Source organism: Streptomyces sp. Root1304 (genome assembly GCF_001426405.1).
Classification (GTDB): Bacteria; Actinomycetota; Actinomycetes; order Streptomycetales; family Streptomycetaceae; genus Streptomyces.
In genome coordinates this window covers 131,706-157,118 of the sequence record NZ_LMEP01000001.1, presented here as the reverse complement: position 1 = coordinate 157,118, position 25,413 = coordinate 131,706, and the positions used below count along the sequence as shown (strand labels likewise).

The following is a 25,413-nucleotide window of genomic DNA, read 5'->3' as shown; positions in this document are numbered from 1 at the left end:
GGCTCACTTGGGGGCCGTGGGGGCCGTGGGGGCGGTGGGGATGGTGGATCGGGGGCGATGTCGAAACCCGAGGGTGCCGCCGGGCCGGCTGTCGCAACCGTCGCCGGGCCGGTCGTCGCGACCGTCGCCGGGGCGGCCGTGGAGACCGCCGTCAGGCGTTTGTCCACAGGCCACGGCCCGCCCCCTGGTCGCGATCTATCGCGTTTCGCTAGGCTGCATCCGTGGACCTCGAAAAGAAGCCCGAACCCGAACAGCAGCCGCAGCCGCAGCGGCAGGCGTCGCCCGCCGACCACGCTCCGGCAGAGACCGAATTCGCCGACCCGCAGGGCGCGTTGCGCGCCTCGGACGCGGACCGGGACCGGATCGCGGACATCCTCAGGGACGCCCTGGCCGAGGGGCGGCTCGACGCCGAGGAGCACTCGGACCGGATTGACGCGGTGTACCGGGCGAAGACCGTCGGGGAGCTGGAGCCGATCGTCCGCGACCTGCCGGGCGCCCGGACCCACCAGGACGCCGCGCCGGCGTACGCGTACGCGGCGGACGACGCCGAGGGCCCGGCCGACAACCTGGTCGCGATCTTCTCCAGCACCACCCGCAAGGGCCGCTGGCGCGTGAGCCGCCGGACGAACGCCTTCGCGCTCTTCGGGAACATCGAGATCGACCTGACCGAGGCGATCTTCGCCCAGCGGCTCACCACGATCAACGCCACGTCGATCTTCGGCAACGTGGAGGTGCGGGTCCCGGAGAACATCAGCCTGCGCGGCAGCGGCAGCGGGATCTTCGGCAACTTCGAGGTCGTGACCCTGGAGGGCGTCGACCCGCAGGCCCCGGTCGTCGTCATCAACGGCTACTCGGTCTTCGGGAACGTCGAGGCGAGACCCAAGCGCGGAAAGTGGATCACCGACCTCCAGGACCGGCTGCGCAAGCATCTCGGCCACTGACGCCGGGATCACGGCCCCGGGGGTGACCGGAATTCGTCCTCGGGTCTCCGCAGTGCGGAACGGCACGGCACGCAGTGCATAGGCGCGCGCACAGCGGGTAGGGCTGGGGCATCGCCGCTCGCTCGCGAAGCCGTCGTCAGGAGTAGACCGTGCTGCAACCGCCGCATCAGCCCCTCCAGGTCGCCGCCGTACCCCCTCAGCGCGCCCCTGCCCGGGAGGACGAGGCCGGTCCATGGCACGCGGAGGCGGTGTGCCGCCGGGACGAGGCCGGGCTCTTCTTCGCCCCGTCCAAGGAACCGACCGCCGCGCGCCTGGCGCGCGAGGCGGCGGCCAAGCGGGTCTGCGGGCGCTGTCCCGTGATGGTCGAGTGCCGCGAGCACGCGCTGCTCCAACCCGAGCCGTACGGGGTGTGGGGCGGCCTGACGGCAGCCGAGCGCCGCGTCGCGCTCGCCCGCCGCCGTCGCCGTGAGGTGGAACTGAGAAAGGCGGCCGCGACGGAGCGGATCGCCCAGGCGGGCTGACGGGGGCCTGCCGCGGGGCCTGTCACGCGACATGTCCGCGCCGGCCGGTCCCGTACGGGAAGGGGCGCCCCCACCGCACATGGGGGCGCCCCTCTCCGTACCGTCGCGTGGGTCGGTCCGACCCGGCGGGCTACTTCGCCCGGTCGAAGTCGATCTTGCTGTACGCGCGCAGCTTCGAGAGCCGGTGCGTGGAGTCGATCTGGCGGATCGTGCCGGACTTCGAGCGCATGACGAGCGACTGCGTGGTCGCCGTCTCGGCGCGGTAGCGCACGCCGCGCAGCAGCTCGCCGTCGGTGATGCCGGTCGCGACGAAGAAGACGTTGTCCCCGCCGACCAGGTCGTTCGTGGAGAGCACGCGGTCCAGGTCGTGGCCCGCGTCGAGGGCCTTCTGGCGCTCCGCCTCGTCCTTCGGCCACAGCTTGCCCTGGATCACACCGCCGAGGCACTTGATGGCGCAGGCGGAGATGATGCCCTCGGGGGTGCCGCCGACGCCCATGAGCATGTCGACGCCGGTGCCCTCGCGGACGGCCATGATCGAACCGGCGACGTCGCCGTCCGAGATGAACTTGATCCGGGCGCCGGTCTCGCGGATCTCCTTGACGATGCCCTCGTGACGGGGGCGGTCCAGGATGACGACCGTGATGTCCTCGGGCGAGGAGTTCTTCGCCTTGGCGACCCGGCGGATGTTGACCGAGACGGGGGCGTTGATGTCGACGAAGTCGGCGGCCTCGGGGCCGGTGACCAGCTTGTCCATGTAGAAGACCGCGGACGGGTCGAACATGGTGCCGCGGTCGGCGGCGGCCAGCACGGCGATGGCGTTCGGCATGCCCTTGGCGTTGAGCGTGGTGCCGTCGATCGGGTCGACGGCGATGTCGACCTCGGCGCCGGTGCCGTCGCCGACCCGCTCGCCGTTGAAGAGCATCGGGGCTTCGTCCTTCTCGCCCTCGCCGATGACGACGACGCCGTTCATCGAGACGGTGGAGATCAGGGTCCGCATGGCGTTGACCGCCGCGCCGTCCGCGCCGATCTTGTCGCCGCGGCCGACCCAGCGGCCGGCGGCCATGGCGGCGGCCTCGGTGACGCGGACCAGCTCAAGGGCGAGGTTGCGGTCGGGAGCTTCGGGGGAAACCACGAGCTCGGGCGGCAGATTCTGCTGCTCGGTCATCGGAACGCACCTTTCTGTACGGCGACGGCCGGTTAAGGGAGGGTGCTGCGACTCTATCGGTACGTCGACAAAATGAGCAGAGGGGCCCACGTATGAGCACGGACCCTTGATGCGACCATGGTGCGCGTGGCAGGTATGCGAGGCAGGCAGACGGTACGCGGAATGTTCCAGTCCCTCGGGGTGATCTTGGTCGCCGCGGGAGTGATGTATCTCTTCATTCCGCACGATGAGAGCGCCGAACCGGTCAAGGCGAAGGACTACCGGGTCGAGCTCCTGACGGCTCAGCGGGCGGCGCCGTATCCGGTGCTGGCCCCCGAAGGCCTCGGCGACGGCTGGAAGGCGACGGTCGTCTCGTACAAGCGCGAGAAGGCCAACGCCTGGCAGCTCGGTTTCCTCTCCCCGGACACGCAGTACGTGGCGATCCACCAGTCGACGGCGGCACCGGGGACCTTCGTGCCCGATGTCACCCAGCGGGCGAAGAACACCGGGAAGACCGAGACGGTGGGCGGCCAGGTCTGGCAGCGCTGGGAGGGCCCGAAGTACGACGCGCTCGTCCGTACGGAGGGCGGGGCGACGACGGTGGTCACCGGGACCGCGTCCTTCGAGCGGCTCGCGGAGATGGCGGGCTCGCTCCGGTCGAAGCAGGCGTGAGCCGGCGGCGGCACCGGAAGGTGTGAACGAGACGAAAGGCCCCGCACTCGGAGGAGTGCGGGGCCTTTCGTGTGCCGCCGGGCAGGCCGTCAGGCGTGCCGTGGTGCGTGCCGTCGGGATCAGACGGTGGTGATGACGTCCTCGTAGGACAGGCGCGGGGAGCGCGGGAACCAGGCGTCCTCGCCCGGCTTGCCGATGTTGACGACCATCAGCGGGGTGTGGTCGTCGTCCAGGAACTCCTTCTGGACGCCGGCGAAGTCCAGGCCGGTCATCGGGCCCGCGGCCAGGCCGGCGGCGCGGACGCCCACGATGAAGTACGCGGCCTGGAGGGCGGCGTTCAGGACGGCGGACTGCTCGCGGACCGGGCGCTCGGCGAAGAACATGTCCTTGGCCTGCGGGAAGTGCGGGAGCAGGGCCGGGAGCTCCTCGTGGAACTCGTTGTCGGCCGAGAGGATCGCGACGAGCGGGGCCGAAGCGGTCTTGGGCTGGTTGCCCTCGGCCATGTGCTTGACCAGGCGCTCACGGGCCTCGGGGGAGCGGACCAGCGTGACGCGCAGCGGGCTCTGGTTGAAGGCGGTGGGGCCGAACTTGACCAGGTCGTAGATCGCCTGGACCTGCTCGTCGGTCACCGGCTCGTCGGTGAACGTGTTGGCGGTGCGGGCCTCGCGGAAGAGGAGGTCCTGGGCGGCGGGGTCAAGGGCGAGAGACATGCTGCGTACCTTCCGGACTGCACAAGGGGGTCGCTCGTAAGCGGTTCAAGCGATGTCCTCGACAGTACGCGCATGATTGGTGAAACTTCAACTAATCCATCCGGATAGTGATCCGCTTCACTCGGAAGTCTATGACGAGGGGGGTGCGCATGGCCAGGGCGGGGGTGGGTGGGTCCCTTCGCCCCTGCTCGTGGGTCCCGCCCCCCTGCTTGTGGGTCCCGCCGCCCCCGGCATATGGGCCCTGTAGCCCCCAGCTCGTGGATCCTGCCCCGCCCCCCCCGCGGGCCTACTCGGCGTCCTCGGACGCGCGCTCCGCCGCGAGCGAGGCGTCCAGTCGGGCCCGCGCGCCTTCCAGGCGGCGGCGGCAGACCTTCGCCAGTTCCTCCCCGCGCTCCCAGAGGGCCAGGGACTCCTCCAGGGACGTTCCGCCCGCTTCGAGCCGCCGCACGACCTCGATCAGTTCGTCCCGTGCCTGCTCGTAGCCGAGCGCCGTCTCGTCGGCGGCGGTGGCCGCCTCCGTAGCCGAGCCCGCTTCCGTACCGGCGTCCGCGTCCGTTCCCGGTGCCATGTGTCGCTCCATCCTCCGTGTCCGGTTCTCTCTCGATGCCTGCCGCTGCCTGTTCCGGCGGCCGCGTCCGCCGCCCGCTGCCCCGCCCGCCGTCAGCCGGCCACGCGGCGGACCGCGAACTCGCCCTCCGCGACCCGGGCCCGCAGGTCCTCGCCCTCCGTGACCTCCTCCGGGGAGCGGACCACCGTCCCGTCCGCCCGCTGGAGCACCGCGTATCCCCGCTCCATCGTCGCCGCGGGCGACAGCGCGCGAACCCGCGCCCGCGTGTGCGACAGCTCGGAGTCCGCCCGGTCGAGCAGATGCCCGAGGACGCGCCGGCTGCGCGCGAGAAGCGCGGCCACCTCGTCCTCGCGGACCTCGACCATGCGCTGCGGGTGCTCCATGACGGGCCGCGCGAGCGCGTGCGCGAGTCCGCGCTCCTCCCGGTCGAGGAGGCCCCGTACGGTCCGCAGGGCCCGGTCCCGCAGCCCGCGGACCCGGTCCAGCTCCTCGCCGACGTCCGGGACGACCTTCTTGGCCGCGTCCGTCGGGGTCGAGGCGCGCAGGTCGGCCACCAGGTCGAGCAGCGGCGAGTCCGGTTCGTGCCCGATGGCCGAGACCACCGGCGTACGGCAGTCGGCCACGGCGCGGACGAGCTGCTCGTCCGAGAACGGCAGCAGGTCCTCGACGCTGCCGCCGCCCCGGGCGACGATGATCACGTCCACGTCCTGGTGGGCGTCGAGCTCCTTGACGGCCTGGACGACCTGCGGGACCGCCTTCACGCCCTGCACGGCCACGTTCCGCACCTCGAAGGCGACGGCGGGCCAGCGGCGCCGCGCGTTCTCCAGGACGTCCCGCTCGGCGGCCGACGCGCGACCACAGACGAGCCCGATCCGGTGCGGCAGGAACGGGAGCGGTCTCTTCCGGTCCAGCGCGAAGAGCCCCTCGGCGGCGAGGCTCCGCTTCAGCTGTTCGAGACGGGCGAGCAGCTCGCCGATCCCGACCGGCTTGATCTCGACGGCCCGCAGCGACAGCTGCCCGCGGGGCGCGTACCACTCGGGCTTGGCGTGCACGACGACCCGGGCGCCCTCGGACACGACGTCAGCGACCGCGTCGAAGACCTGGCGGTAGCAGGTGACGCCGATGGAGATGTCGTGCGAGGGGTCGCGCAGCGTCAGGAAGACGACCCCGGCGCCGGGGCGCCGCGAGAGCTGGGTGATCTGCCCCTCGACCCAGATCGCCCCGAGCCGGTCGATCCACCCCCCGATCAGCCGGGAGACCTCACCGACGGGAAGCGGTGCTTCGGCGGACGTAGTCAGAGCCATGGACCGAGCGTAACCGCGCGGTACGACAACGTCAGGGGCGCGCGGGCCGCCGGACGGGTACGGCGGGGGACGCACCCCGCGCGTACGGCCGGGGCCGCACGTACGGGGCGCCTCCCCCGTCCCCCGTCCCCGCGCCCTCAGTCCCGCCCGGTCGTCCGTGTCGCGCCCTGCACCGCCAGGACCACCAGCCCGACCCCCAGCCACACCACGCCCACCACCTGCGCCGCCGCCGAGGCCTCCACGATCACCGCGACGAGGATCGCCGCACCGATCACCGGCAGGACGATGTGCTTGAGCGCGTTCGGCGGGCCCTCCGCCCGCCGGACCGCGAACCAGCCCACCACGCTCGCGTGCAGCAGGACGAAGGCGGTCAGCGCGCCGACGTCGACCACCGACACCAGGTGGTCGAGGCCGTCGTCCCGCCGGGCCGCCCACACCGCCGCGATCATCGTGACCGTCGCCGACACGAGGAGCGCCACCCGCGGCACGCCCCCGTCCGTGCGGGCGAGCACGTGCGGAAGCCGCCGGTCGCGGCCCATCGCGAACAGCAGCCGCCCGCCGGCCGCCTGCCCGGCGAGCGCGGCGAAGGCGGCGCCGATCGCCTTGGAGACGGCCACGAGGTCGTGGAGCCAGCCGCCTACGGAGAGGTCGACGGCGTCGTAGAAGGCCGATCCCTGCTTGCCGGGGTCGGCCGCGAGCTCGGCGGAGGAGACCGGTTCGAGGAGGGCGACCAGCCAGGACTGGGCGATGAACAGGACACCGGCGAGGGCCAGACAGAACAGCACCGCCCGCGCCACCTTCGCCGAGCCGCCCGTGACCTCCTCGGCGAAGGAGGCGATGGCGTCGAAGCCCAGGTAGGAGAGCACGGCCACCGACACGGCGCCGAGGACCGCCGCGAGCGAGAAGGTCGCGTCCCCGCCGAGCGGCGACCACCAGTCGCGCTGCGCCCCGTCCCGTACGAGCACCACCGCGGCCGAGACGACGAAGACCAGCAGGACGACGATCTCCATCGCGAGCACCGCGAAGCCGACGCGGGCGGCGGCCCGTACGCCCCACAGGTTGAGGAGCGTGGTGACGACGACGGCGATCCCCGTCCACACCCACCGGTCGACCTCCGGGACGAGCGCCTCCATGGCGATGCCCGCGAAGAGGTACGCGACGGCCGGGATGAGCAGGTAGTCGAGCATCGCCATCCATCCGGCGATGAATCCCGGCCCTTCTCCGAGGCCCTTGCGCGCGTACGTGAAGACGGAGCCGGCCTGCGGTGCGACCCGGACCATCTGCGCGTAGCTGAACGCCGTGAACGCCATCGCGACGGTGGCCACGAGGTACACCAGCGCGACCGCGCCGCCGGACTTGGCGTCGAGCGTGCCGAAGACGCCGACGGGTGCCATCGGGGCGATGAAGAGCAGTCCGTAGACGACCAGGTCACGGAACCCGAGGTTCCGTCGAAGCCCGGTATGTTCGGCGTCTTCCCCGCGCGCCGTCACCTGCGATTCCTCGGCCATGGGCACAGTTTCGGCCACGGCACCGATCAAACCGCTCACCGACGCGGCCTTACGATGGGACGCATGACTGCAACGCCCGCGTCGACGCCCGCGACCGCCCCCGCGACGAACCGCCCGAAGCGTGTCCTGCTCGCCGCTCCCCGTGGCTACTGCGCGGGCGTGGACCGTGCCGTGATCGCCGTGGAGAAGGCCCTGGAGCAGTACGGTGCGCCGATCTACGTACGCCACGAGATCGTCCACAACAAGTACGTCGTCCAGACGCTGGAGCGGAAGGGCGCGATCTTCGTCGACCAGGCGACCGAGGTGCCGCCGGGCAACATCGTGATGTTCTCCGCGCACGGCGTCGCCCCCACCGTCCACGAGGAGGCCCGGCAGGGCCGGCTCGCGACCATCGACGCCACCTGCCCGCTGGTCACCAAGGTCCACAAGGAAGCCGTCCGGTTCGCCAACGACGACTTCGACATCCTCCTCATCGGCCACGAGGGCCACGAGGAGGTCATCGGCACCTCCGGCGAGGCCCCCGACCACATCCAGCTGGTCGACGGCCCGGACGACGTGGCCAAGATCGAGGTCCGCGACCCCTCCCGGGTGGTCTGGCTCTCGCAGACCACGCTCTCGGTCGACGAGACGATGGAGACGGTCGACGCGCTGAAGGAGAAGTTCCCGCAGCTGATCTCCCCGCCGTCCGACGACATCTGCTACGCCACGCAGAACCGCCAGATCGCGATCAAGGAGCTGGCCGGCCAGGCCGAGCTGGTGATCGTCGTCGGCTCGAAGAACTCCTCGAACTCGATCCGCATGGTCGAGGTCGCCAAGCAGTCCGGCGTCCCCGCCGCGTACCTGGTCGACTTCGCGAGCGAGATCGACGAGGCGTGGCTGGAGGGCGTCACCAGCGTCGGCCTCTCCTCCGGCGCCTCGGTCCCGGACGTCCTGGTGCAGGAGGTCCTGGAATGGCTCTCCGAGCGCGGTTACGCGGACGTGGAGATCGTCAAGACGGCCGACGAGTCCCTCACCTTCTCGCTGCCCAAGGAACTCCGCAACAAGGACCTGCGCGCCGAGGCGGCGAAGCTCGGCGCGGGTGCCCCCGGTGACGCGGCCGAGGCCGGGCCCGTCAAGGAGTAACTCCACGCCGGAGCCCTTACCGTGGGGTCCATGAACGTCTTCGGAGTGGACATCGGCGGCTCGGGCATCAAGGGCGCCCCCGTGGACCTGGAGCGCGGCGCGCTCACCGAGGAGCGCCACAAGGTACTGACCCCGCAGCCCGCCACACCCGACGGTGTGGCGGGCTGCGTCGTGGAGGTCGTGGAGCACTTCGGCTGGACCGGACCGGTGGGGGTGACCTTCCCGGGCGTCGTCACGGGCTCCACGATCCGTACGGCCGCGAACGTCGACAAGTCATGGATCGGCGTCGACGCGGGCACCCTCCTGAGCGAGCGCCTCGGCGGCCTCCCGGTGACCGTCCTGAACGACGCGGACGCGGCCGGCATCGCCGAGATGACCTTCGGCGCGGGCCGGGGCCGCAAGGGCACCGTGATCCTGCTGACCCTGGGCACGGGCATCGGCTCGGCCCTCTTCGTCGACGGCCGCCTGGTCCCGAACACGGAGCTGGGCCACCTCGAACTCAAGGGCCACGACGCCGAGACCAGGGCGTCGACGAAGGCCAAGGAGGACGAGGACCTCAGCTGGGAACACTGGGCGACGCGCCGCCTGCGCAAGTACCTGGCGCACGTGGAGATGCTCTTCTCGCCGGAGCTGTTCATCATCGGCGGCGGGGTGAGCCGGAAGGCGGACAAGTTCCTGCCGCTGATCGAGGGCATCAGGGCGGAGATCGTACCGGCGGAACTGCAGAACAACGCGGGGATCGTGGGGGCGGGGATGGCGGCGGGGACGGGGTGAGGGGGAGCGGCTGGGGCGACGGGGTGACGGGTACCGTCTCCGGGCCCCCGGGCCCCCGGGCCTCCGGCTCTCCGGGTTCCCGGCCCCCGGGTCAGGCGACGGGGCGACGGCGAGGGGGTCGGCCGCCCCGGGCGGCACCTGCGGCCGGATCGCCCTTACCGGCGCCGGAGGGAGCCGAGGAGGCGCCACCGGCGGCCCCTGAGGAGCCACCGGCCGCGCCACTCCCCGCGCCACTCCCCATGCCACTCCCCGTACCACCGGCTACGGCGCCACCGGCTGCCGCCCCGATCACCCCGCCGGCCACGCGGGCCCCACCGGTCCCACCCGCCCCACCGGCTCCGGAGGCGAGCCGGGTGGGGGGCTGCTGGCGCCGTCCCATCTCCCGGACCTTCCGTACGCTCGCGATGACGCCGGCGACGAGGGTGCCGCCGTACAGCCAGCCGGCGTGTACGGCGAGGGCGGTGACGACGGCCATGGCCTGGCCGCCGAAGCCGCCGGTGCCGCCGGCGATGGGGACGACGCCGACGGCGAAGGCGATGGGGACGCCGATGGGGGCGGTGACGAGGTCGGCGGTACGGACCCAGAGCGCGGTGAGGGCGCTGACGGGCAGGAAGAGGAGCCCGTAGACGACGGGGGAGCCGTCGAAGAGCAGCAGGTCGAGCAGGCCGAGGACGAGCATGACGGCGGAGGCGAAGAGCCCGGCGCCGAGCCCGGTGAGACGGGGCGAGGGAAGCCGCCGGAGGGCGAGGACGACGGGCGGCACGGGCCGGGCGCCGGGCGTACGGGAGCCGGGCTTGCCGACGGACCCCGGGGCGCCGGCGCGCTCGACGCGGGCGCCGCCGGGGCCGCGCCGGGTCCGGCCGGTCACCCGGTACACGGCCGCACCCTCCACGAGCGCGCCGGGCGGTGCCACGGGCGGCGTCACGGGGGTTTGCGGCCGTCGGCGGCCTTGCGGCTGACTTGTCCTGTGCTGCTCCACCCCACCAACGTAGGTCGGGAGGGGGCGGGAACAGGGTCCGGGACACGCCCTTTGGGTGACCTTGCCCCCGAGAACGACCGAAGGTCGGCGTCACTGGCCGGTTCGGGCCGCCCGTAAACTGGGGGATCGGCCCCCCGTCCACACTTCAGGAAGTCGCCACCGTGTCGCTCACGATCGGAATCGTCGGTCTGCCGAATGTCGGCAAGTCGACCCTGTTCAACGCCCTGACCAAGAACGACGTGCTGGCGGCCAACTACCCGTTCGCCACGATCGAGCCGAACGTCGGCGTCGTCGGCGTCCCGGACGCCCGCCTGACGAAGCTCGCGGAGATCTTCGGCTCGCAGCGCATCCTCCCGGCGACGGTCGACTTCGTCGACATCGCGGGCATCGTGCGCGGTGCGAGCGAGGGCGAGGGCCTCGGCAACAAGTTCCTCGCGAACATCCGCGAGTCGGACGCGATCTGCCAGGTCATCCGCGCCTTCAAGGACGAGAACGTCGTGCACGTCGACGGCAAGGTCTCGCCGAAGGACGACATCGAGACGATCAACACGGAGCTGATCCTCGCGGACCTCCAGACGATCGAGAAGGTCCTGCCGCGCCTCCAGAAGGAGATGCGGATCAAGAAGGACACGGCGCCGAAGGTCGCCGCGGTCGAGGCGGCCCAGGCGATCCTGGAGAAGGGCGACACGCTCTTCTCGCAGGGCATCGTGCAGGGCTCGGAGAAGGCGGAGCTGCTCCACGACCTGCACCTGCTGACCACGAAGCCGTTCCTCTACGTGTTCAACGTGGACGAGGACGAGCTGACGGACGACGCGTTCAAGGCGGAGCAGAGCGCGCTGGTCGCCCCGGCGGAGGCGATCTTCCTCAACGCGAAGCTGGAGCAGGACCTCGCGGAGCTGGACGAGGAGGACGCCATGGAGCTCCTCCAGTCGGTCGGCGCCGAGGAGCCGGGCCTGGCGACCCTCGCCCGCGTCGGCTTCGCGACCCTCGGCCTCCAGACCTACCTGACGGCCGGCCCGAAGGAATCCCGCGCCTGGACGATCAAGCAGGGCGCGACGGCCCCGGAGGCGGCCGGTGTGATCCACACCGACTTCCAGAAGGGCTTCATCAAGGCGGAGGTCATCTCCTTCGCGGACCTGGTGGCCACAGGCTCGGTAGCCGAAGCCCGCGCCGCCGGCAAGGCCCGCATGGAGGGCAAGGAGTACGTCATGCAGGACGGCGACGTGGTGGAGTTCCGCTTCAACGTCTGACGGGTTCGGCCGAAGGCCGTCCGACTCGTGGAGGTGCGGGGCGGGCGGCCTTTGCCGTTCGCCCCGCAGTCTGCGGCCGACGTCTCGCGTGCTCACGGCGTCCGGTTCTTCTGAGCCGGGTCCCGTGGGCGTACTTGTCTGCCGGATCAGCTTTCGTTCTCGTCCTCCTCCTCGTCGTCCTGTGTACGAGGCGCTGTGGGGCGCTGCGGCTGGTGGGAGTCGTCCCAGAAGTACCTGGACGTCGTGTCCCCTTCGCCCGTGTCGGTATCAGGGGCGTCGGCCCGGTCCGGTGTCGGGAGGAGGTCCCGTCTGATCTCGTCGGCGGCCTCGTACAGCTCGGCCATCTCCAAGCTCATGACGACACGGTTCACGAGCACCGTGTACTCGTCCATGTCCGGCTTCACGCCCACCGCCGCCAGCAGGAGAACCAGCCGATCGGCCGCACCGAGCTCCGCCTCGCGGTCGAACGGCCCTGCTCCCGGGCCGGGGTCGCCCCAGAGCGGGCTGCCGCCGGTCGCTTCGCTCCGTGCGGCAGCGGGCGGGACGAGCAGGTGACGGAAGAGTTCGGGCACCTCCTCGTCGTTGGCGGCCGCGGCGATCTGGGCGAGCGGTCCGATCATGTCGACCGCCTTCTCGATCTCGTCCTCGTGCCGCGCCAGCCACCAGACCACCGCGCTGCCCGCGCTCTGGAGCACGTCGTCACCGAGGTAGCGCCGCTTGTTGCGCTCGTGCTCGCGTTCGTACTCCCAGATCTCCTCGTCCTTCCGCAGGTCGCTCAGCTTCCGCAGGCGCTCGCGGTCGGCGGAAGCGAGGGTCAACGTCGCGTCGGCCGCCAGGGCCGTCACCCGCCCGCTCCGGTCGGGGAGCGGGACACTCAGCTCTCCCTCCAGGAGGTACCGCGCGAAGCTGGCCCGCCCCGGCTGCTCATGACGGACGACCTCCAGGGCCCGGCTGACCACCGCGGACACGGCGAGAGCCGGGGACGCGCCGTCGGAACGGCCGCTGTCGTCGGGGGCCGACCGCCACCAGATGGTGGCGGAGAAGAGGAAGTCGTAGCCGTCCACGGCGCTCGGCAGCGGCGCGTCGATCACCCGTGTCTCCTGGTACGGCTCCTCCGGAGGTGCTTCGGGAGGCTCGGGTTCCCCGTTCCCGTACGGGTCGGCCTGCGGGTTGCCACTGCCGTGGAAGGCCAGGACGAGCAGCAGCGAACCCGAGGCCGCGCCCATGGACATGAAGCCCCACAGCCACGCCGACCAGCTCAGGAGGTTGCCGAGCACAGCCGGTGCGAGGCCGCAGAGCGCGACGAACAGCACACCGGGAAAGCGGAGTCTCATGATGCCTCTTCCGTGGTCCGTGGTCCGTGGCCCGCACGCCGCGTACGGTCGGTGCGGGCGTACTGGGCCTGGTCGATGTGCTGCCACAAGCGGGCGGCGACGGCCGTTCGTGCCGGGTCGCGTGCCGCGCCCGCCCAGTCACAGGCGATGGCATAGAGACGGTGGAGGGCGATCGTGCGGCCGTGCGTCGCCCCGACCATCACGTCCAGCGCCATGTCCCGCGTGCGGTCGCCCGCCACGGTGTCGAGCCAGCTCCTCACCAGGGGGTCCCAGAGCTTCGTCGGTGGCTGGGAGAACACCGTCTCCCAGCCGAGGAATAGGTCCGGCCACCGTGGCGGGTCCGGTACCCGATCGCTCTTCAACAGCTCGGTGAGGAGTTGAAGCGAGGTCCCGGCCGCGCTGGAGTCGCGGCGCACAGGGTCCCGTAGACGGTCGATCAGCAACCGGTACAGCCGGCGGTCGGCGCCGACGAGCCCGAAGAGTTCCTCCCCGGCCGCGCGCGCCGCCTCCCCGTCCCGTACGGCGAGGTGCCGCAGCCGCACCACGGCTTGGTCGGGGTGGGTCGAGGCGAGACCACGGACGCAGGCGGCGGTCAGGACGCGGACGAAACCGTCCTCCAAGGACGTGGAGCTCAGGCAGTCGTACATCCTCCTGCGGAACCAGGACCCGAACTCCTCGTGCCTGAGACCGAGTTCGAGGATCGCTACGGCTCGCGCGTCGGCGGTCGCCCCGGTCGCGCCGTTCGCCCACCGGACCGCGAGGCCGAAGAGCTGGTCGGGTCGACCGGTGGCCAGCGCTCGCTCGCCGAAGCGGACGGCGATGGTCACCCGGTCGTCGGTGGCCAGACCGGGGAGCCCGGAGGCCATGCCGATCCACTCCGCGAGCGCGTCGCGCAGGCCGGGGAAGTTCGCCCAGAAGTACGTCCGTGCCGCTTCGGCGTAGGCCAGTCGCTTGAAGCGGAGCCGTCCGTCGGGGTCCCGCTCGATCCCGAGGGCCGTCAATCGCTGCCCGAAGTCGATTCGTTCGAGTTCGGTGGTCTCCTCTTCCTCGTGCCCCACCGTCCTCAGCAGTCCGCGCCATGCCTCGTGGACGGTGTCGGCGTGGGCTTCCTCGAAGACCGCCGCCGCGAGCAGCAGGGCCCGCTGGGGTGCGTTACGGGCCGCGTTCACCTGCCTGCCCACTTCGGCGGCGCGGTCCGTCACCGCGTGCAGGGCCTGGCTGAGCCAGCTCGCGAAGTCGGCGCCGTACCGCCCGCTTTGGTGAGCGGTCTCCACCAGGCCCGCCAGCCGGGCCAGTTCCCGCATGGGGTAGCGGTCGTACAGGGGCTGGAGGTCGGGGCGTTTCAGGTCCTCGGAGTCGAAGGGCGTGCGGTGCATCCGGAGATGTCGGGTGATGACGGCGATGCCCCGTGGGCGTTCGAGCGTCACTGTGTGTGGTGCGAGCTCCGGAGGATGGGCGTGTGCCATGTCCGACGGCAGGACGACGACCAAGTGGGCCCCGGCCTCCTGGACCTGCGATCGGAGACCGGCCAGACGGCGCTGGGCCTCGGCGTACGCTTCCTCGTCGACGATCCGGGAGAGGTCGAGGAGGAAGCGGTCACCCGCCCCGGGGGCGGTAGGTTCCCCGTCCTCGTTCTTGGACTCGTCCCGGGCAGGAATCTCCTCGAACCGGACGTCTTCCTCATCGGTTTCGTCCTCTTCGCCGAGCTGGTGCAGCAGCATGATCGCCGCGGCGCGACGGCCGGTGCCGGGCTGGGCGTCGAGCAGCACCACCGAACCGGGTTTCTCCAGGCGGGCAGCGGCGACACGGTAGTTCCCGGGCGGAGCGAACCGGTCGGCCAGATACAACCGGTCCTCGCGGACGATCCGCAGGGATTCCGCGTTTCTGCGGCTCCCCCGGACGGTGCGGGCGCCGTAGAAGACGTACTGGGGGCCCGTTCCGTTGTTCACCGGGCCGTGCGCATCATTGACGGTGACGTGATGCGGTGCGGTCATCGTCGGTCGTCCGAGGGCCGGCGCTCGCGTTCGAAACGCTGGTGGACCGTGCTGCTGTTGTCGCCCGCGGTGAACTGGACGCCGGTGTTGTCGCCCTCGAAGTGGGGGGCGTTGTACTGGGGCCCCGGACCGGTGTTCACGGGCCCCTGCGGCTCGTTGACGAACGTGCCGAGGTCGCCGTTGAGGTTTCCGATGCCGCCGCGCACGCGTTGCTCGACGTCGCGCGTCCGCATCCTGGTGTGCCCCGCGTCCTTGGCCGACCCCTTGCGGGCCTTCTTCTTCTCCGCCCTTTCCTTCGCCGCGGGGGCGTCGCGGTCCACCATGCTCAGCTCGGGCAGTTGCCGGGACAGGGCGTCGCCGAGCACCGCCAGGTCCGCGTCGCTGTTGCGGTGGTCGAAGCGCTTGTACTGGCAGTCCGCCAGCTCTCGCAGGTCCTCCGGGAGGAGGACGCGGTCGATCCTGGTGGCCTTCCCGACGAGCACGGGGATGACCAGGACTCCGCGGTCGAGCGCGGTCCGGATCTCGCGGCGGGTCCAGTCCTGCTCGGCTTCGAGGGCAGGGCGGCCGTCGGGCCCCAGGACCTCCGCCCAGCGCGGGCCGATCACCGCGATGAGCGCGTCGCACTTCTCCGCCGCCCCGTCCAGTGCGGCCGGGTAGCGGCGTCCCAGCTCGATCGAATTGCTGGCGAAGAAGATGTGCTCGCGGCCGAACCGCCGGAGGAGCTCCCGGGCGATCAGGGTCGCGGCGGATTCCTCGTCGCCTGTGCGGTAGTTGATGAAGACATCGGACATGGCCGATTCCCTTCGTGAGAGGAACGGGGGACAGAGAAGGGCGCAGCCCCGTGACGGCACGGCGCAGTCAGCGGAGGCGTACGGAGGAAGGCGCGCCGCCCGGTGGATCACCGGACGCGGGCAGCCCGAAGGAAGCGAGGGCCACTCGGCGTGATGCGGCGGGCGGGGATCAGAAGGTCCGCGGGTCCGGAAGGACCAGGACCGCGACAGGGGGCCGGCGAGCCGGGCGGCTCCAGCCGGTGTCGGTCGTCGGAGCGGCTGTCAGTCCTGCGCGGGGGCGAGTACGCGTGCCAGCGCGGGCTGCAGATCACGTACGGCGCGGCTGCTCCGGAACCGGGAGAGTTCCCGTGAGAGACGCCGGACGTCACTGTTCACCGTCGCCGACGGAACGGCCGGCATGACGCCGAGCAGCTCCGCGGCGATCGTGCACGCGTGCTCGACCTCTCCGGAGGCGGCGTGGGCCAGGGACCTGCGGAAGCCGTACCGGGTGCGGGTACGCAGTGCGTGCGGCGGGAGGCGGCGGCACTCCCGGTCGAGCACCTCGGCGGCGGCCTTGGGGCGGCCGAGGTCGTGCAGGCACCAGCCGGTCGACATCGCCGCCGGGTCGCTCACATGGGAGGTGCCGATCACGGGCCCGGCGCCGTTGCGGGCGTCGTCGCCGGCGAGCAGTTCGCGCGCCCTGTCGAGGCTGCGGAGGCAGTCGAGTTCGTTGCCGACGAGCGCGTGCCCCTGGGCCTCCCGTTGGGCCGCGAGTCCCCGGATGCGCGGTGGGAGTTCGCTGCTCTGGGCGCGGCGGGCCAGTGCGATGGTGCCGGCGGCGTCCCCGCCGTACATCGTGACCAGGGCGCGTCGCACCAGTGCGTAGGAACCGAGGTGCGGGTCACCGCCGGCGCGCGCCAGTTCGGCGGCCTCGCCGGTCCAGCTGAGTGCCGCGTCGCTGTCCCCGGCCTCCTGGGCCATCCAGCCGGTGAACTCCGCGAACCGTGAGGCGAGCAGGAGTGCGGGTGCCCGTGAACCCGACCGGGCGTCGGCGGCCAGCCCGGCGATCATGTGGGTCTGCGTTTCCAGCAGGGGCAGCAGGAGCTTGGGCGCGGTGGACTGTCCGAGCTGCCGCAGGTGGTCGAACTGCATGCGGAAGGAGGGCAGGAGGGGGTCGTCGGCGGAGGTCAGCGCCTGGCCGCCGAGTTTCAGGCCGAGGTCGATCAGTGCTCCCGTACCCGCCGAGAGGACCGTCCGGCGCGCGACGAGCCAGCGGTTCGGAGCTGCGGAGGAACCGGCGCTGTCCGGGTGCGAGTCCGTCTCGGGACGGATGACCAGGCGCTGCAGATCGCCGCCCGCGCCGAGGAAGGCGTCGCATCGTCGGGCCAGCTCGGGGGACGCGGAACGCTCCCCGCGCTCGACCTTGCTGACATGCCCCTTGTCGTAGTTGAGCGCCACGGAGAACTCGGTCAGAGTCAGCCCTGCTTCCACCCGTAAACGGCGAAGTTCCGGACCAAAACGTAATGTCGTGCTCATCATCAACCTCCCCTTGAACAGTGACCGCGAGAGCCGTCCGCCCTCCCGGGAGCCGTCATCCGGCGATCACCGGTCGCCATGAGACCTGACCGTGAACACCCGCTGTGACGGCGTGGTTTCGCTTCGCATCCGAGAAGGAGTCTGGCACGGCGTGCGCCTGGAGAGTCGGGGTTCGTCGGTGTTGCCCGTTGCCTCTTTCGTTCTCCGTTGTTCGCTGCCCGTTCCTTGGAATGGCCGGGATCGACCGCGATCGGGGCAATGTGATCGCGAGTGACAGAGTCACGAGCGGGGGCGGTCAGCTGGCCGAAGGATCTCGTGGGTGGAGTGGGTTCGAGGGCGGAATCGGGCGCCGTTCGAGCTCTGTGCGGGGCCGGGCGGCGTTCTCGCCTGGTCGCGTTCCGTGGGCTTCGGCAACACCCCGAGCGGCCACGACCTGGATCTGATCAGCAGTCGCCCGGTGATGGAGGACGGTCAGGTGACGGGCTGGACGGTGAGCGGCCATCACCTGTACCAGCAGTTCGACATGAACGTCACGGCCTACGTCGTCTGCGCCGTCCCGCCGCAGGGTTACCAGGTGCTCCAGAGCGGTCCTGCGCAGGTGCCCGAGAACGAGTCCGTCAGGCTGACGTGTCCGGCCGGCCAAGGCCGCCGAGACGGGTTCCCTGGACGGATGGTGGGCCCAGGCCACCAACGACGGCTCGGACGGCAACATGGACCTGTGCGTCATGTGCGCTCAGCCCCTTCAGTACTCCGGCAGCCTTCGGTGCCCGGCCAGGACCCACACCGGGCGGCCGGAGTGCAGCGGGCGGTGTGTGGTCAGGGGCGGTCTCCAAGAGGCCGCCCCTCGATCATGTCTTCGGGCTTGTCCGTGCCGGGGGACAGCGGTGGGAGTATGCGGGGGACACAGCGAGAGAGGCCGGGGCGGGATGGGGCGCAGCGAGCGGGAGGCGGTTGCCTCGGGAGGGCGGCTGTACGAGGCGGCTCGGGCCGTGGTCGGGGATCACGAGCGGGCCGTCGAGGCGGTTCGGGCGGCGCTGACGCCGATCTGCGACTCCGCGGCGGAAGAGGCGCTCGACGCCATCCCGGTGGCCCGGTTGAAGGAGGTCACCGAGGGGCGGCTCAGGCTCGGGGAGGTCGAGCGGAGCGGGCTGCGGTCGGTCCGGGAGGTGCTCGACGCCGGTTCCTACCGGCTGCGGCTGATTCCCGGGGTGGGGCAGCGGACCGCCGATCAGGTCATCGCCGCGGCGCGGCAGATAGCCGACGCCGTGCGCGAGACCGTCGCCGTCCACATCGACGTGGACCGTCCGGAGCCGCGTACCACCGCACTCGTCACGGCCCTCCACGTGCTGGTGGAAGCGGGCCCCGACGCCCGGCGGGCCGTCGACACCGCCTCGGCGCTGTCCGAACGGCTCGGGCCGCTGCTCGCCGACGCCAAGCCGGCCGCCGGGCGGCTGCGGATGCTGCTGGTGGGGAAGGCCGGGCGGACCCGTGCGCTGGAGGCCGTCGCCGAGGTACGCCGGCTGGTCGAGGAAGCGACGCGGGGCGGGGCGCCGGAGCTGCTCGCGCAGGCCTCGGTGGACCTGCTGCGCGGTCCCTCGACCGAGGTCGCCGCCTGGGTCGACTTCGAGCTGCGTTCCGCCGAGTACTACAGCCTCCTCGCGGAGATCTCCGGCCGCAGCCCCGACACCGCCGCCGCCGAGGGGTTCCTGCCCGACGAGGTCGCCGAGCGGGTCCGCGACCAGACGCTCGACGACACCCACCGGCGGGTGTCCCTGCGCGGCTATCAGGCCTTCGGGGCGCGCTTCGCCCTGGCGCAGCGCAAGGTGATCCTCGGTGACGAGATGGGACTCGGCAAGACCATCCAGGCCCTCGCCGCCCTGGCGCATCTCGCCGCCGAGGGGCAGAGCCACTTCATGGTCGTCTGCCCCGCCAGCGTCCTCATCAACTGGACGCGCGAGATCGAGGCCCGCAGCAGACTCCGCGCCGTGCCTCTGCACGGCCCCGACCGGCAGGAAGCCTTCGCCGACTGGAAGGACAGGGGCGGCGTGGGGGTCACCACCTTCGACGCCCTGCGCGGATTCCCCGCCCCCGGGAGCGGCGAGCTGGGGATGCTGATCGTCGACGAGGCACACTACGTGAAGAACCCGAAGGCCCGCCGCTCCCAGAGCGTGACCGAATGGGCCGGGCACTGCGAACGCGTGCTCTTCATGACCGGCACGCCCATGGAGAACCGGGTCGCCGAGTTCCGCAGCCTGGTGCGGATCCTCCGGCCCGAGCTGACCGACGTCGTCGGCGAGCCCGTCGGCGTGGCCGGTTCCACGGCCTTCCGGAAGGCCGTCGCCCCGGTCTATCTGCGCCGCAACCAGCAGGACGTCCTGACCGAGCTGCCCGCGCTCCAGCACACGGACGAGTGGGAGGAGCCGAGCGCCTCGGACGAGGACGCCTACCTGGAGGCCGTACGCGCCGGCAACTTCATGGCGATGCGTCGGGCGGCGTACGCCCGCCCCGAGAAGTCGGCCAAACTGAACCGGCTGCGCGAGATCGTCGAGGACGCCGCCGAGAACGGCCTGAAGGTCGTCGTCTTCTCCAACTTCAGGGACGTCCTCGGAGCGGTGAAGGGCGCCCTGGCCGGTACGCCGAGCGACGCCGGCGGCCCCGTGTTCGGTCCGCTCTCGGGCAGCGTGCCGCCCGCACGCCGTCAGCAGCTGGTGGACGAGTTCGCCGCCGCGCCCGGCCATGCCGTGCTCGTGGCGCAGATCGAGGCGGCCGGGGTGGGGCTCAACATGCAGGCCGCCTCCGTCGTGATCATCTGTGAGCCCCAGATCAAACCGACCATCGAGCACCAGGCCATCGCGCGGGCCCACCGCATGGGGCAACTGCGTTCCGTCCGGGTGCACCGGCTGCTCACCACCGGCGGCGTCGACGAGCGGATGGTGGACATGCTCAAGAACAAGACCCGGCTGTTCGACGCGTACGCACGGCGCAGCGCGGTCGCCGAGTCGACGCCGGACGCGGTCGACGTCTCGGACATGGCGATGGCCCGCCAGATCGTCGAGGAGGAACAGGCACGGCTGCACGTGGCCCGCGAGGGGGCTACGGGGCAGAAGTGAGTGCGGCCGCGGGGACATCGGCCCGAGGCCGGGCCGCCACCAACACCGCCCCCACCAACGCCGCGAAACCACCCTCCCCCGGCCATTCCCCCACCCCATCGCGACCGCCCCCGGACTCGCGGCGTTCCTGAGGCTCCCCTTCCACGTATCCTCGACTGCTGGGGAAATGGGGGAGAGGGATATCGCGGAGGTGTACTGGTGGAGTTCCGGCTGCTCGGCTCCGTTGCGCTGGTGACGGAGGACGGGGACGTAGCCTTGGGGCCCGCCAAGCGGTCCAGCCTCCTCGTGATGCTTCTGCTGCGGCCCAACAGTGCCGTCAACGTGCAGCAGCTGATCGACGCCCTGTGGGAGGAGGAACCGCCCACCCACGCCAAGACCGTGCTCCAGGGACACGTCTCCCGGCTGCGCGCCCTGCTCGCCGAGCACGGTGCGGAGGCGTACGGCGTCGAGCTGGCCACGCAGGGGTCGGCGTACGTGCTGCGGATGCCCGAGTCGCTCGTCGACGCGCACCGCTTCGAGGAGCTCGTCGGGCTCGCCGGGGTGCAGCGCCGGCCCGCCGACACGGTACGGATGCTGCGGGAGGCCCTGTCCTACTGGCAGGGGCCCGCGCTCACCGGCACCGTGCACAGCCGCCCGCTGGTGGCCGCCGCCGGTGGCCTCGAAGAGCTGCGGCTCGCCTCCGTGGAGGCCCTGGCGGAGGCGTACGGCGCCCTCGGCGAGCACGCGAGGGCCGCCGCCGTGCTCCGTACCGAGGCCGTCGCCCACCCCCTGCGCGAGTCCCTCGCCGCCGCGCTGATGCTCGCCCTCGGCCGCTCGGGCCGCCAGTCCGACGCCATCGACTGGTACCACCGCACCCGCCGGCTGCTCGCCGAGGAGCTCGGCGTCGACCCCGGCGAGACGCTCAGCGAGGCGTACGCGACGCTGCTCCGGTCCGCCGAGCCCGTCACCGCGCCCCGCCCCGCCGTGCCCGCCGAGGCCCCGAAGCCCGAGGGGCTGCCCCGCGCGCCGCGCGGATTCACCGGGCGCGGCACCGAGCTGGCCGCGCTCGACCGGGCCGTACGCGCCGGGGACGGACCCATCTGTCTCGTCACCGGGCCCGCCGGTGTCGGAAAGACGGCGTTCGCCGTGCACTGGGCGTACGAGCGGCGCACCGACTTCCCCGACGGGCGGCTCTTCGCCGACCTGCGCGGCTTCAGCGACACCCCCGCGCCCGAGACCGCCGCCGTCCTGCGCGAGTTCCTGCTCGCGCTCGGCGTGGTGCCGCAGCGGATCCCCGAGGCCGTCGAGGCCCGCGGGGCGCTGTTCCGGTCCCTGACCGCGAGCCGCCGCCTGCTCGTCGTCCTCGACAACGCGCGCTCCTCCGAGCAGGTCAGGCCCCTGCTCCCCGGCGGCGACCACTGCAGCACCCTGGTCACCAGCCGCGACCGGCTCGGCGGCCTCATCGCCTCCGACGCCGCCCGCCCCGTGCCCCTCGGCCACCTCCCCCCGGCCGATTCCGCCGCCCTGCTCACCACCGTCCTCGGCGTGTCACGGGTCGCCGCCGAACCCGCCGCCGCCGCCAAGCTCGCCGGACTCTGCGACGGGCTGCCGCTGGCCCTGCGCGTGACGGCCGCCCGGCTCGCCGAACGCCCGCGCTGGACCCTCGACGAGATGGTCGGCGAACTCGCCGACGAACAGGGCCGGCTGATGCTCCTCGACGTCGAGGACCGGGGCGTCTCCGCCGCGCTGCGCCTCACCGTGCAGCAGCTCCCGGAGTCCGCCGCCCGGCTGTTCCGCGCCATCGGCCTGCACACCGGCTCCGACCTGGACCGGTTCGCGGCCGGAGCGCTCGCCGGGACCTCCCCCGCGCAGGCCTCCGCCGACCTCGACCGGCTCGCCGCCGCCCACCTGCTCACCGAGTCGGTGCCCGGCCGCTGGACGCCGCACGACCTGGTGCGGCTCTACGCCCGCCATCTCGCCCCGCAGGCCGATCCCGAGGGCCTGCCCCGGCTCCTCGACCACTACCTGTACACGGGGCTCGCGGCGGACGCCGCCGCCGAGCCGGGCTCCCAGCCCTGCTACTCGCTGCCCGCCGACGCCCGCAGGCCGGCCGGGACGCGCGAGTTCGAGGACCGTGCGACGGCCCTCGACTGGTACGTCGCCGAGCGCGCCGCCCTGGAGGGCGCGGTCGCCGCGGCCGCCGCCCTCGGCCTGCACGACCGCGCCTGGCGGCTCGCCCTGGTGCCGTGGCCGCTGATGCTCATGCGGATCGGGGACGGCTGGACGCCGCTCCTGGAAGCGGGGCTGGCCTCGGCCGAGCAGGTGGGCGACCTCGACGCCCAGTCCCGCGTGCGGGCGCTGCTCGGCTGGATCCTGCACGCGGAGGGCCGGGACGCCGAGGCGCTCGTCCACCTGGAGAAGGCCCCCGGCCTGGCCGCCCGGGTCGGCGACACGATCAGCGAGGCCATCGGGTACGTCAACTACGCCGCCGTCCTGGACGCGACCGGCGAGCACGACCGGGCCGGACTGCTCATGGTGCACGCGGTCTCGCTCGCCGACCGCACCGGGCATCCGTCGACGCAGGTCCTGACCCTCCAGCACCTGGCGGGGCACTGCCTGAAGGCGGGGGACCACGAGTCGGCGCTCGCCCACACCCTTCGCGCGGGGGAACTCGCCCCGCCGGAATCGGCGGTCGTGCGGGCGCAGCTGCAGATCGTCCGGGGCGAGGCGCTGGCCGGCATCGGCCGCCTCGACGAGGCCGCCGACCAGCTGGAACGCGCGATCGTGGCGGCCGACGCGGCCGGATTCCCGGAGGGTTCCGCGCGGGCCGCGGCCCGTCTTTCGCGGCTGTCAGCGGATCGTTAGCGGTACGCAAGCGGGACGGCAGCGCGAGGCCGGAAGCTGGTTACATCACCCGGTGGATGTCCGCCGGGTGGTTCACACCACCGGGTGGACGCGCCGCCGGGTGGACCGACCGACCGCGTTCTCACGGGGGAAACACCATGCGTCACCACCACAAGACCACCGTCCTGGCCGCCGCCGCCGTCGCCGCCCTCTCGCTCGGCCTCACCGCCTGTGGCGGCGACGACACCGCGGGCGCCAAGGACGCCGGCAGCGCCGGCACCTCGAAGTCGGCCCCGGCCACCACCGAGAGCGGCGCGGCCTCCGCCGGTACGGCGGACCAGACCACCGCCAAGGGCGGCTCGGGCTCCACCGGTGGCTCCACCGGCGGTTCGACGGCCGGCTCCACCACCGGCGGTTCCGGTACGAAGGGCTCGACCACCGGCGGCTCCGGCTCCTCGGCCGGTGGCACCAGCTCCACCAAGGCCCCCGCCTGCGCCTCCGGCGACATCAAGGTCACGGCCGCGAAGGCCGACGAGGTGCCGACCGAGCACATCGTCCTCACCGCCACCAACACCTCCGGCCGTGACTGCACGCTGCTCGAGTACCCGCTGATCGCCTTCGGCCCGATCCAGACCGCCAAGGACGTCCCGGCCGTCGCGAAGAGCAAGCCGGCCGCCCCGATCGTCCTGAAGGCCGGCGCCCCGGCGTACGCCAACGTGCGCATCGCGCTCGGTGGGGCCCACGAGGACAACAAGGTCGTGAACGAGTTCAACGTGAACCTCTTCGCCACCGACGGCCCGGCCGAGGGCAGCATCGTCGTGAAGTCCCCGGCCGGTGGCCTGGCCGTCGACGAGGCCGCCGCGAAGACGGGCTACTGGACGTACGAGCTCCGCAACGGCGCCGACGAGTTCTGATCCGCGCGGGACGTGCGCGCGGGATCGGTGAGCGCGCCGGTTCGGTGAGGGCCGGATCGGTGTGGACCGGTGCGGTTTCAGGGACGGGGCTGACCGTCCGTCCCTGAGACCGCACCGTTCGGCGTTGCGGGGCCGGTGCGGGGGAGTGCTTCGGTCGCGCCCGGAGGGCTCACGACGGCTCGGGCGTCAGGCCCGTCTTCGCTCCCGCCCCGCACAGCGGCACCACCGTGAGTCCCGGGCGTTCCGGGGCCGCCCGTACGGCCGCCCAGCAGGCCACGCCGGTCGCCTCGACGAAGAGGCCGCGGCGGGCCAGGTCCCGCTGGGCGGCGCGGATGTCGTCCTCCTCCACCGTCAGGAACGTGCCGCCCGTCGCCCGTACCGCCCGCAGGATCTGGCGGGCGCGGGGTGGTGCCGGGATCGCGATGCCCTCCGCGAGGGTGGGGCGGGAATCGGCCGGCGCGGACCCGTCCAGGTCGTCCGCACCCGCGTGGAAGGCCCTGGCCAGGGGCGATACGGCCGCGGCCTGGACGGCGACCAGGGCGGGCCGGGTGTCCGTGAGCCCGTGGCGGTGCAGTTCGTCGAGGGCGAGGGCGGCGCCGAGCAGCAGGGTGCCGTTGCCGACGGGGACGACGATCGTGTCGGGCAGGCGCCCGCCGAGCTCCTCCCAGAGCTCGTAGACGTACGTCTTGGTGCCGTGCAGGAAGTACGGGTTGTACACGTGCGAGGCGTAGAACGTGCCGGGTTCGTCGGCCGCCGCCCGCGCCGCGCGGGCCGTCGCCTCGCGGTCGCCGGGGACCTCGACCACCCGCGCGCCGTGCGCCCGGATCTGCGCCTGCTTCTTCGGGGACGTACCCCCGGGGACGTACACCACGCAGTCGAGTCCGGCCCGCGCGCCGTAAGCGGCCACCGCCGTGCCCGCGTTGCCGCTGCTGTCGGCGACGACCCGGGCGAGGCGGCCGGCGCGGGCGAGACGGAGGGCGTGGGCGGCGAGCAGCACCGCCCCCCGGTCCTTGAAGGAGAGCGTGGGCATGAGGAAGTCGAGCTTGGCCGAAACCGATCCCGACGCGTGCTCCACGAGGGGGACCAGGGGTGTGCGGCCCTCCCCGAGCGTCACGTCCGCCGCGTACGGCATCGGCGGCAGCGCCTCCTCGTAACGCCACAATGAATTCACACGTGACGCGAGTGACGGGAGGGGAACCGGGGCGCTCGCGAACTCCAGGTCCCAGGGGCCGCCGCAGCGCGGACAACACCAGGTGAGCGCGTACGTGGGCGACTGAACCCGGCAGCGGGGGCACACATAGGCGGTCATGCCGCTCAGCATGTCAGCCGTGTGGCGCGGTTGTTGCGGGCTGTCGGCAGCCCTTGTGGGATTCCTATGGATCAGCCAATCTTTCGCTCGGCAGCCGGATGTTCGAGACGGCGGGGAATCCGCCTTCACT

At 72.3% G+C, this 25,413-nt stretch carries 20 protein-coding genes; 9 read left to right on the top strand and 11 right to left on the bottom strand.

The annotated features are described in order from the left end of the window. Positions 1-221 precede the first annotated feature (221 nt). Together ASD33_RS00660 and ASD33_RS00655 are read left to right on the top strand one after the other, a co-directional pair. Positions 222-941: a DUF1707 domain-containing protein gene (locus tag ASD33_RS00660; RefSeq protein ID WP_056551588.1), complete on the top strand. Its 720-nt coding sequence runs from the start codon at positions 222-224 to the stop codon at positions 939-941. Positions 942-1,090: 149 nt separating this feature from the next. Then, positions 1,091-1,462, top strand: coding sequence for a WhiB family transcriptional regulator (locus ASD33_RS00655; RefSeq protein WP_056551586.1), 372 nt, complete (start codon positions 1,091-1,093; stop codon positions 1,460-1,462). 130 nt (positions 1,463-1,592) lie between these two features. On the opposite strand, the gene glpX is transcribed toward ASD33_RS00655, so the two are convergent. Then, positions 1,593-2,627, bottom strand: a complete 1,035-nt coding sequence (gene glpX, locus ASD33_RS00650; RefSeq protein WP_030320583.1) for a class II fructose-bisphosphatase — start codon at positions 2,625-2,627, stop codon at positions 1,593-1,595. Between the two features lie 117 nt (positions 2,628-2,744). Between glpX and ASD33_RS00645 the strand changes: the two genes are divergently transcribed. Then, a complete protein-coding gene (locus ASD33_RS00645) occupies positions 2,745-3,278 on the top strand; it encodes a DUF4245 domain-containing protein (RefSeq protein ID WP_199863421.1) in 534 nt (177 codons plus the stop codon). A gap of 119 nt (positions 3,279-3,397) precedes the next feature. Here ASD33_RS00645 and ASD33_RS00640 read toward each other — a convergent pair whose 3' ends face one another. The 4 genes from ASD33_RS00640 to ASD33_RS00625 form a co-directional block, all read right to left on the bottom strand. Further along, a complete protein-coding gene (locus ASD33_RS00640) occupies positions 3,398-3,988 on the bottom strand; it encodes a malonic semialdehyde reductase (protein WP_056551584.1) in 591 nt (196 codons plus the stop codon). Positions 3,989-4,274: 286 nt separating this feature from the next. Next, positions 4,275-4,556: an exodeoxyribonuclease VII small subunit gene (locus tag ASD33_RS00635; RefSeq protein WP_056551582.1), complete on the bottom strand. Its 282-nt coding sequence runs from the start codon at positions 4,554-4,556 to the stop codon at positions 4,275-4,277. A gap of 92 nt (positions 4,557-4,648) precedes the next feature. Continuing rightward, on the bottom strand, positions 4,649-5,860 hold the full coding sequence (gene xseA, locus ASD33_RS00630) for an exodeoxyribonuclease VII large subunit (RefSeq protein WP_056551580.1): 1,212 nt from the start codon (positions 5,858-5,860) through the stop codon (positions 4,649-4,651). Between the two features lie 137 nt (positions 5,861-5,997). Continuing rightward, entirely contained in the window at positions 5,998-7,368 is a 1,371-nt protein-coding gene (locus ASD33_RS00625) for an APC family permease (protein WP_056551578.1), read from the bottom strand. 63 nt (positions 7,369-7,431) lie between these two features. Here ASD33_RS00625 and ASD33_RS00620 point away from each other — a divergent pair, with 63 nt between their 5' ends. Together ASD33_RS00620 and ppgK are read left to right on the top strand one after the other, a co-directional pair. Then, positions 7,432-8,490 (top strand): 4-hydroxy-3-methylbut-2-enyl diphosphate reductase, encoded by a 1,059-nt coding sequence (locus ASD33_RS00620; protein ID WP_056551576.1) that lies wholly within the window; start codon positions 7,432-7,434, stop codon positions 8,488-8,490. Between the two features lie 30 nt (positions 8,491-8,520). Further along, positions 8,521-9,264 carry a polyphosphate--glucose phosphotransferase gene (gene ppgK, locus ASD33_RS00615; protein ID WP_056551574.1) on the top strand — a complete coding sequence of 248 codons (744 nt, stop codon included), beginning with the start codon at positions 8,521-8,523 and terminating at the stop codon, positions 9,262-9,264. A 91-nt stretch (positions 9,265-9,355) separates the two neighbouring features. Here ppgK and ASD33_RS00610 read toward each other — a convergent pair whose 3' ends face one another. Continuing rightward, the gene (locus ASD33_RS00610; protein WP_242426796.1) at positions 9,356-10,243 is read right to left on the bottom strand and encodes a DUF6542 domain-containing protein; all 888 of its coding nucleotides are present in this window, start codon (positions 10,241-10,243) and stop codon (positions 9,356-9,358) included. Between the two features lie 161 nt (positions 10,244-10,404). Here ASD33_RS00610 and ychF point away from each other — a divergent pair, with 161 nt between their 5' ends. Further along, the gene (gene ychF, locus ASD33_RS00605; RefSeq protein WP_056551572.1) at positions 10,405-11,493 is read left to right on the top strand and encodes a redox-regulated ATPase YchF; all 1,089 of its coding nucleotides are present in this window, start codon (positions 10,405-10,407) and stop codon (positions 11,491-11,493) included. A 146-nt stretch (positions 11,494-11,639) separates the two neighbouring features. Here the strand turns inward: ychF and ASD33_RS00600 are convergent, their stop codons facing one another. The 4 genes from ASD33_RS00600 to ASD33_RS00585 all read right to left on the bottom strand — a co-directional run bounded on the left by ASD33_RS00600 (position 11,640) and on the right by ASD33_RS00585 (position 17,127). Continuing rightward, on the bottom strand, positions 11,640-12,827 hold the full coding sequence (locus ASD33_RS00600; RefSeq protein WP_056551571.1) for a hypothetical protein: 1,188 nt from the start codon (positions 12,825-12,827) through the stop codon (positions 11,640-11,642). Beyond that, positions 12,824-14,821 (bottom strand): hypothetical protein, encoded by a 1,998-nt coding sequence (locus ASD33_RS00595; RefSeq protein WP_056551569.1) that lies wholly within the window; start codon positions 14,819-14,821, stop codon positions 12,824-12,826. Before ASD33_RS00595 ends, ASD33_RS00600 begins: the two co-directional genes overlap by 4 nt. Then, complete coding sequence (locus ASD33_RS00590) at positions 14,818-15,612, bottom strand: toll/interleukin-1 receptor domain-containing protein (RefSeq protein WP_056551567.1); 795 nt, start codon at positions 15,610-15,612, stop codon at positions 14,818-14,820. The genes ASD33_RS00595 and ASD33_RS00590 overlap by 4 nt, the downstream gene beginning before the upstream one ends. Positions 15,613-15,873: 261 nt before the next feature. Further along, positions 15,874-17,127 (bottom strand): helix-turn-helix transcriptional regulator, encoded by a 1,254-nt coding sequence (locus tag ASD33_RS00585; protein ID WP_056551565.1) that lies wholly within the window; start codon positions 17,125-17,127, stop codon positions 15,874-15,876. Between the two features lie 926 nt (positions 17,128-18,053). Between ASD33_RS00585 and ASD33_RS00580 the strand changes: the two genes are divergently transcribed. From ASD33_RS00580 to ASD33_RS00570, 3 genes are all read left to right on the top strand, one after another. Continuing rightward, the gene (locus ASD33_RS00580) at positions 18,054-20,237 is read left to right on the top strand and encodes a DEAD/DEAH box helicase (RefSeq protein ID WP_079044469.1); all 2,184 of its coding nucleotides are present in this window, start codon (positions 18,054-18,056) and stop codon (positions 20,235-20,237) included. A 198-nt stretch (positions 20,238-20,435) separates the two neighbouring features. After that, a complete protein-coding gene (locus tag ASD33_RS00575; protein WP_056551558.1) occupies positions 20,436-23,081 on the top strand; it encodes a BTAD domain-containing putative transcriptional regulator in 2,646 nt (881 codons plus the stop codon). A 137-nt stretch (positions 23,082-23,218) separates the two neighbouring features. Then, a complete protein-coding gene (locus ASD33_RS00570) occupies positions 23,219-23,974 on the top strand; it encodes a DUF4232 domain-containing protein (protein WP_056551556.1) in 756 nt (251 codons plus the stop codon). 169 nt (positions 23,975-24,143) lie between these two features. On the opposite strand, the gene ASD33_RS00565 is transcribed toward ASD33_RS00570, so the two are convergent. Beyond that, positions 24,144-25,283 (bottom strand): pyridoxal-phosphate dependent enzyme, encoded by a 1,140-nt coding sequence (locus ASD33_RS00565; RefSeq protein WP_347232250.1) that lies wholly within the window; start codon positions 25,281-25,283, stop codon positions 24,144-24,146. Positions 25,284-25,413 lie beyond the last annotated feature (130 nt).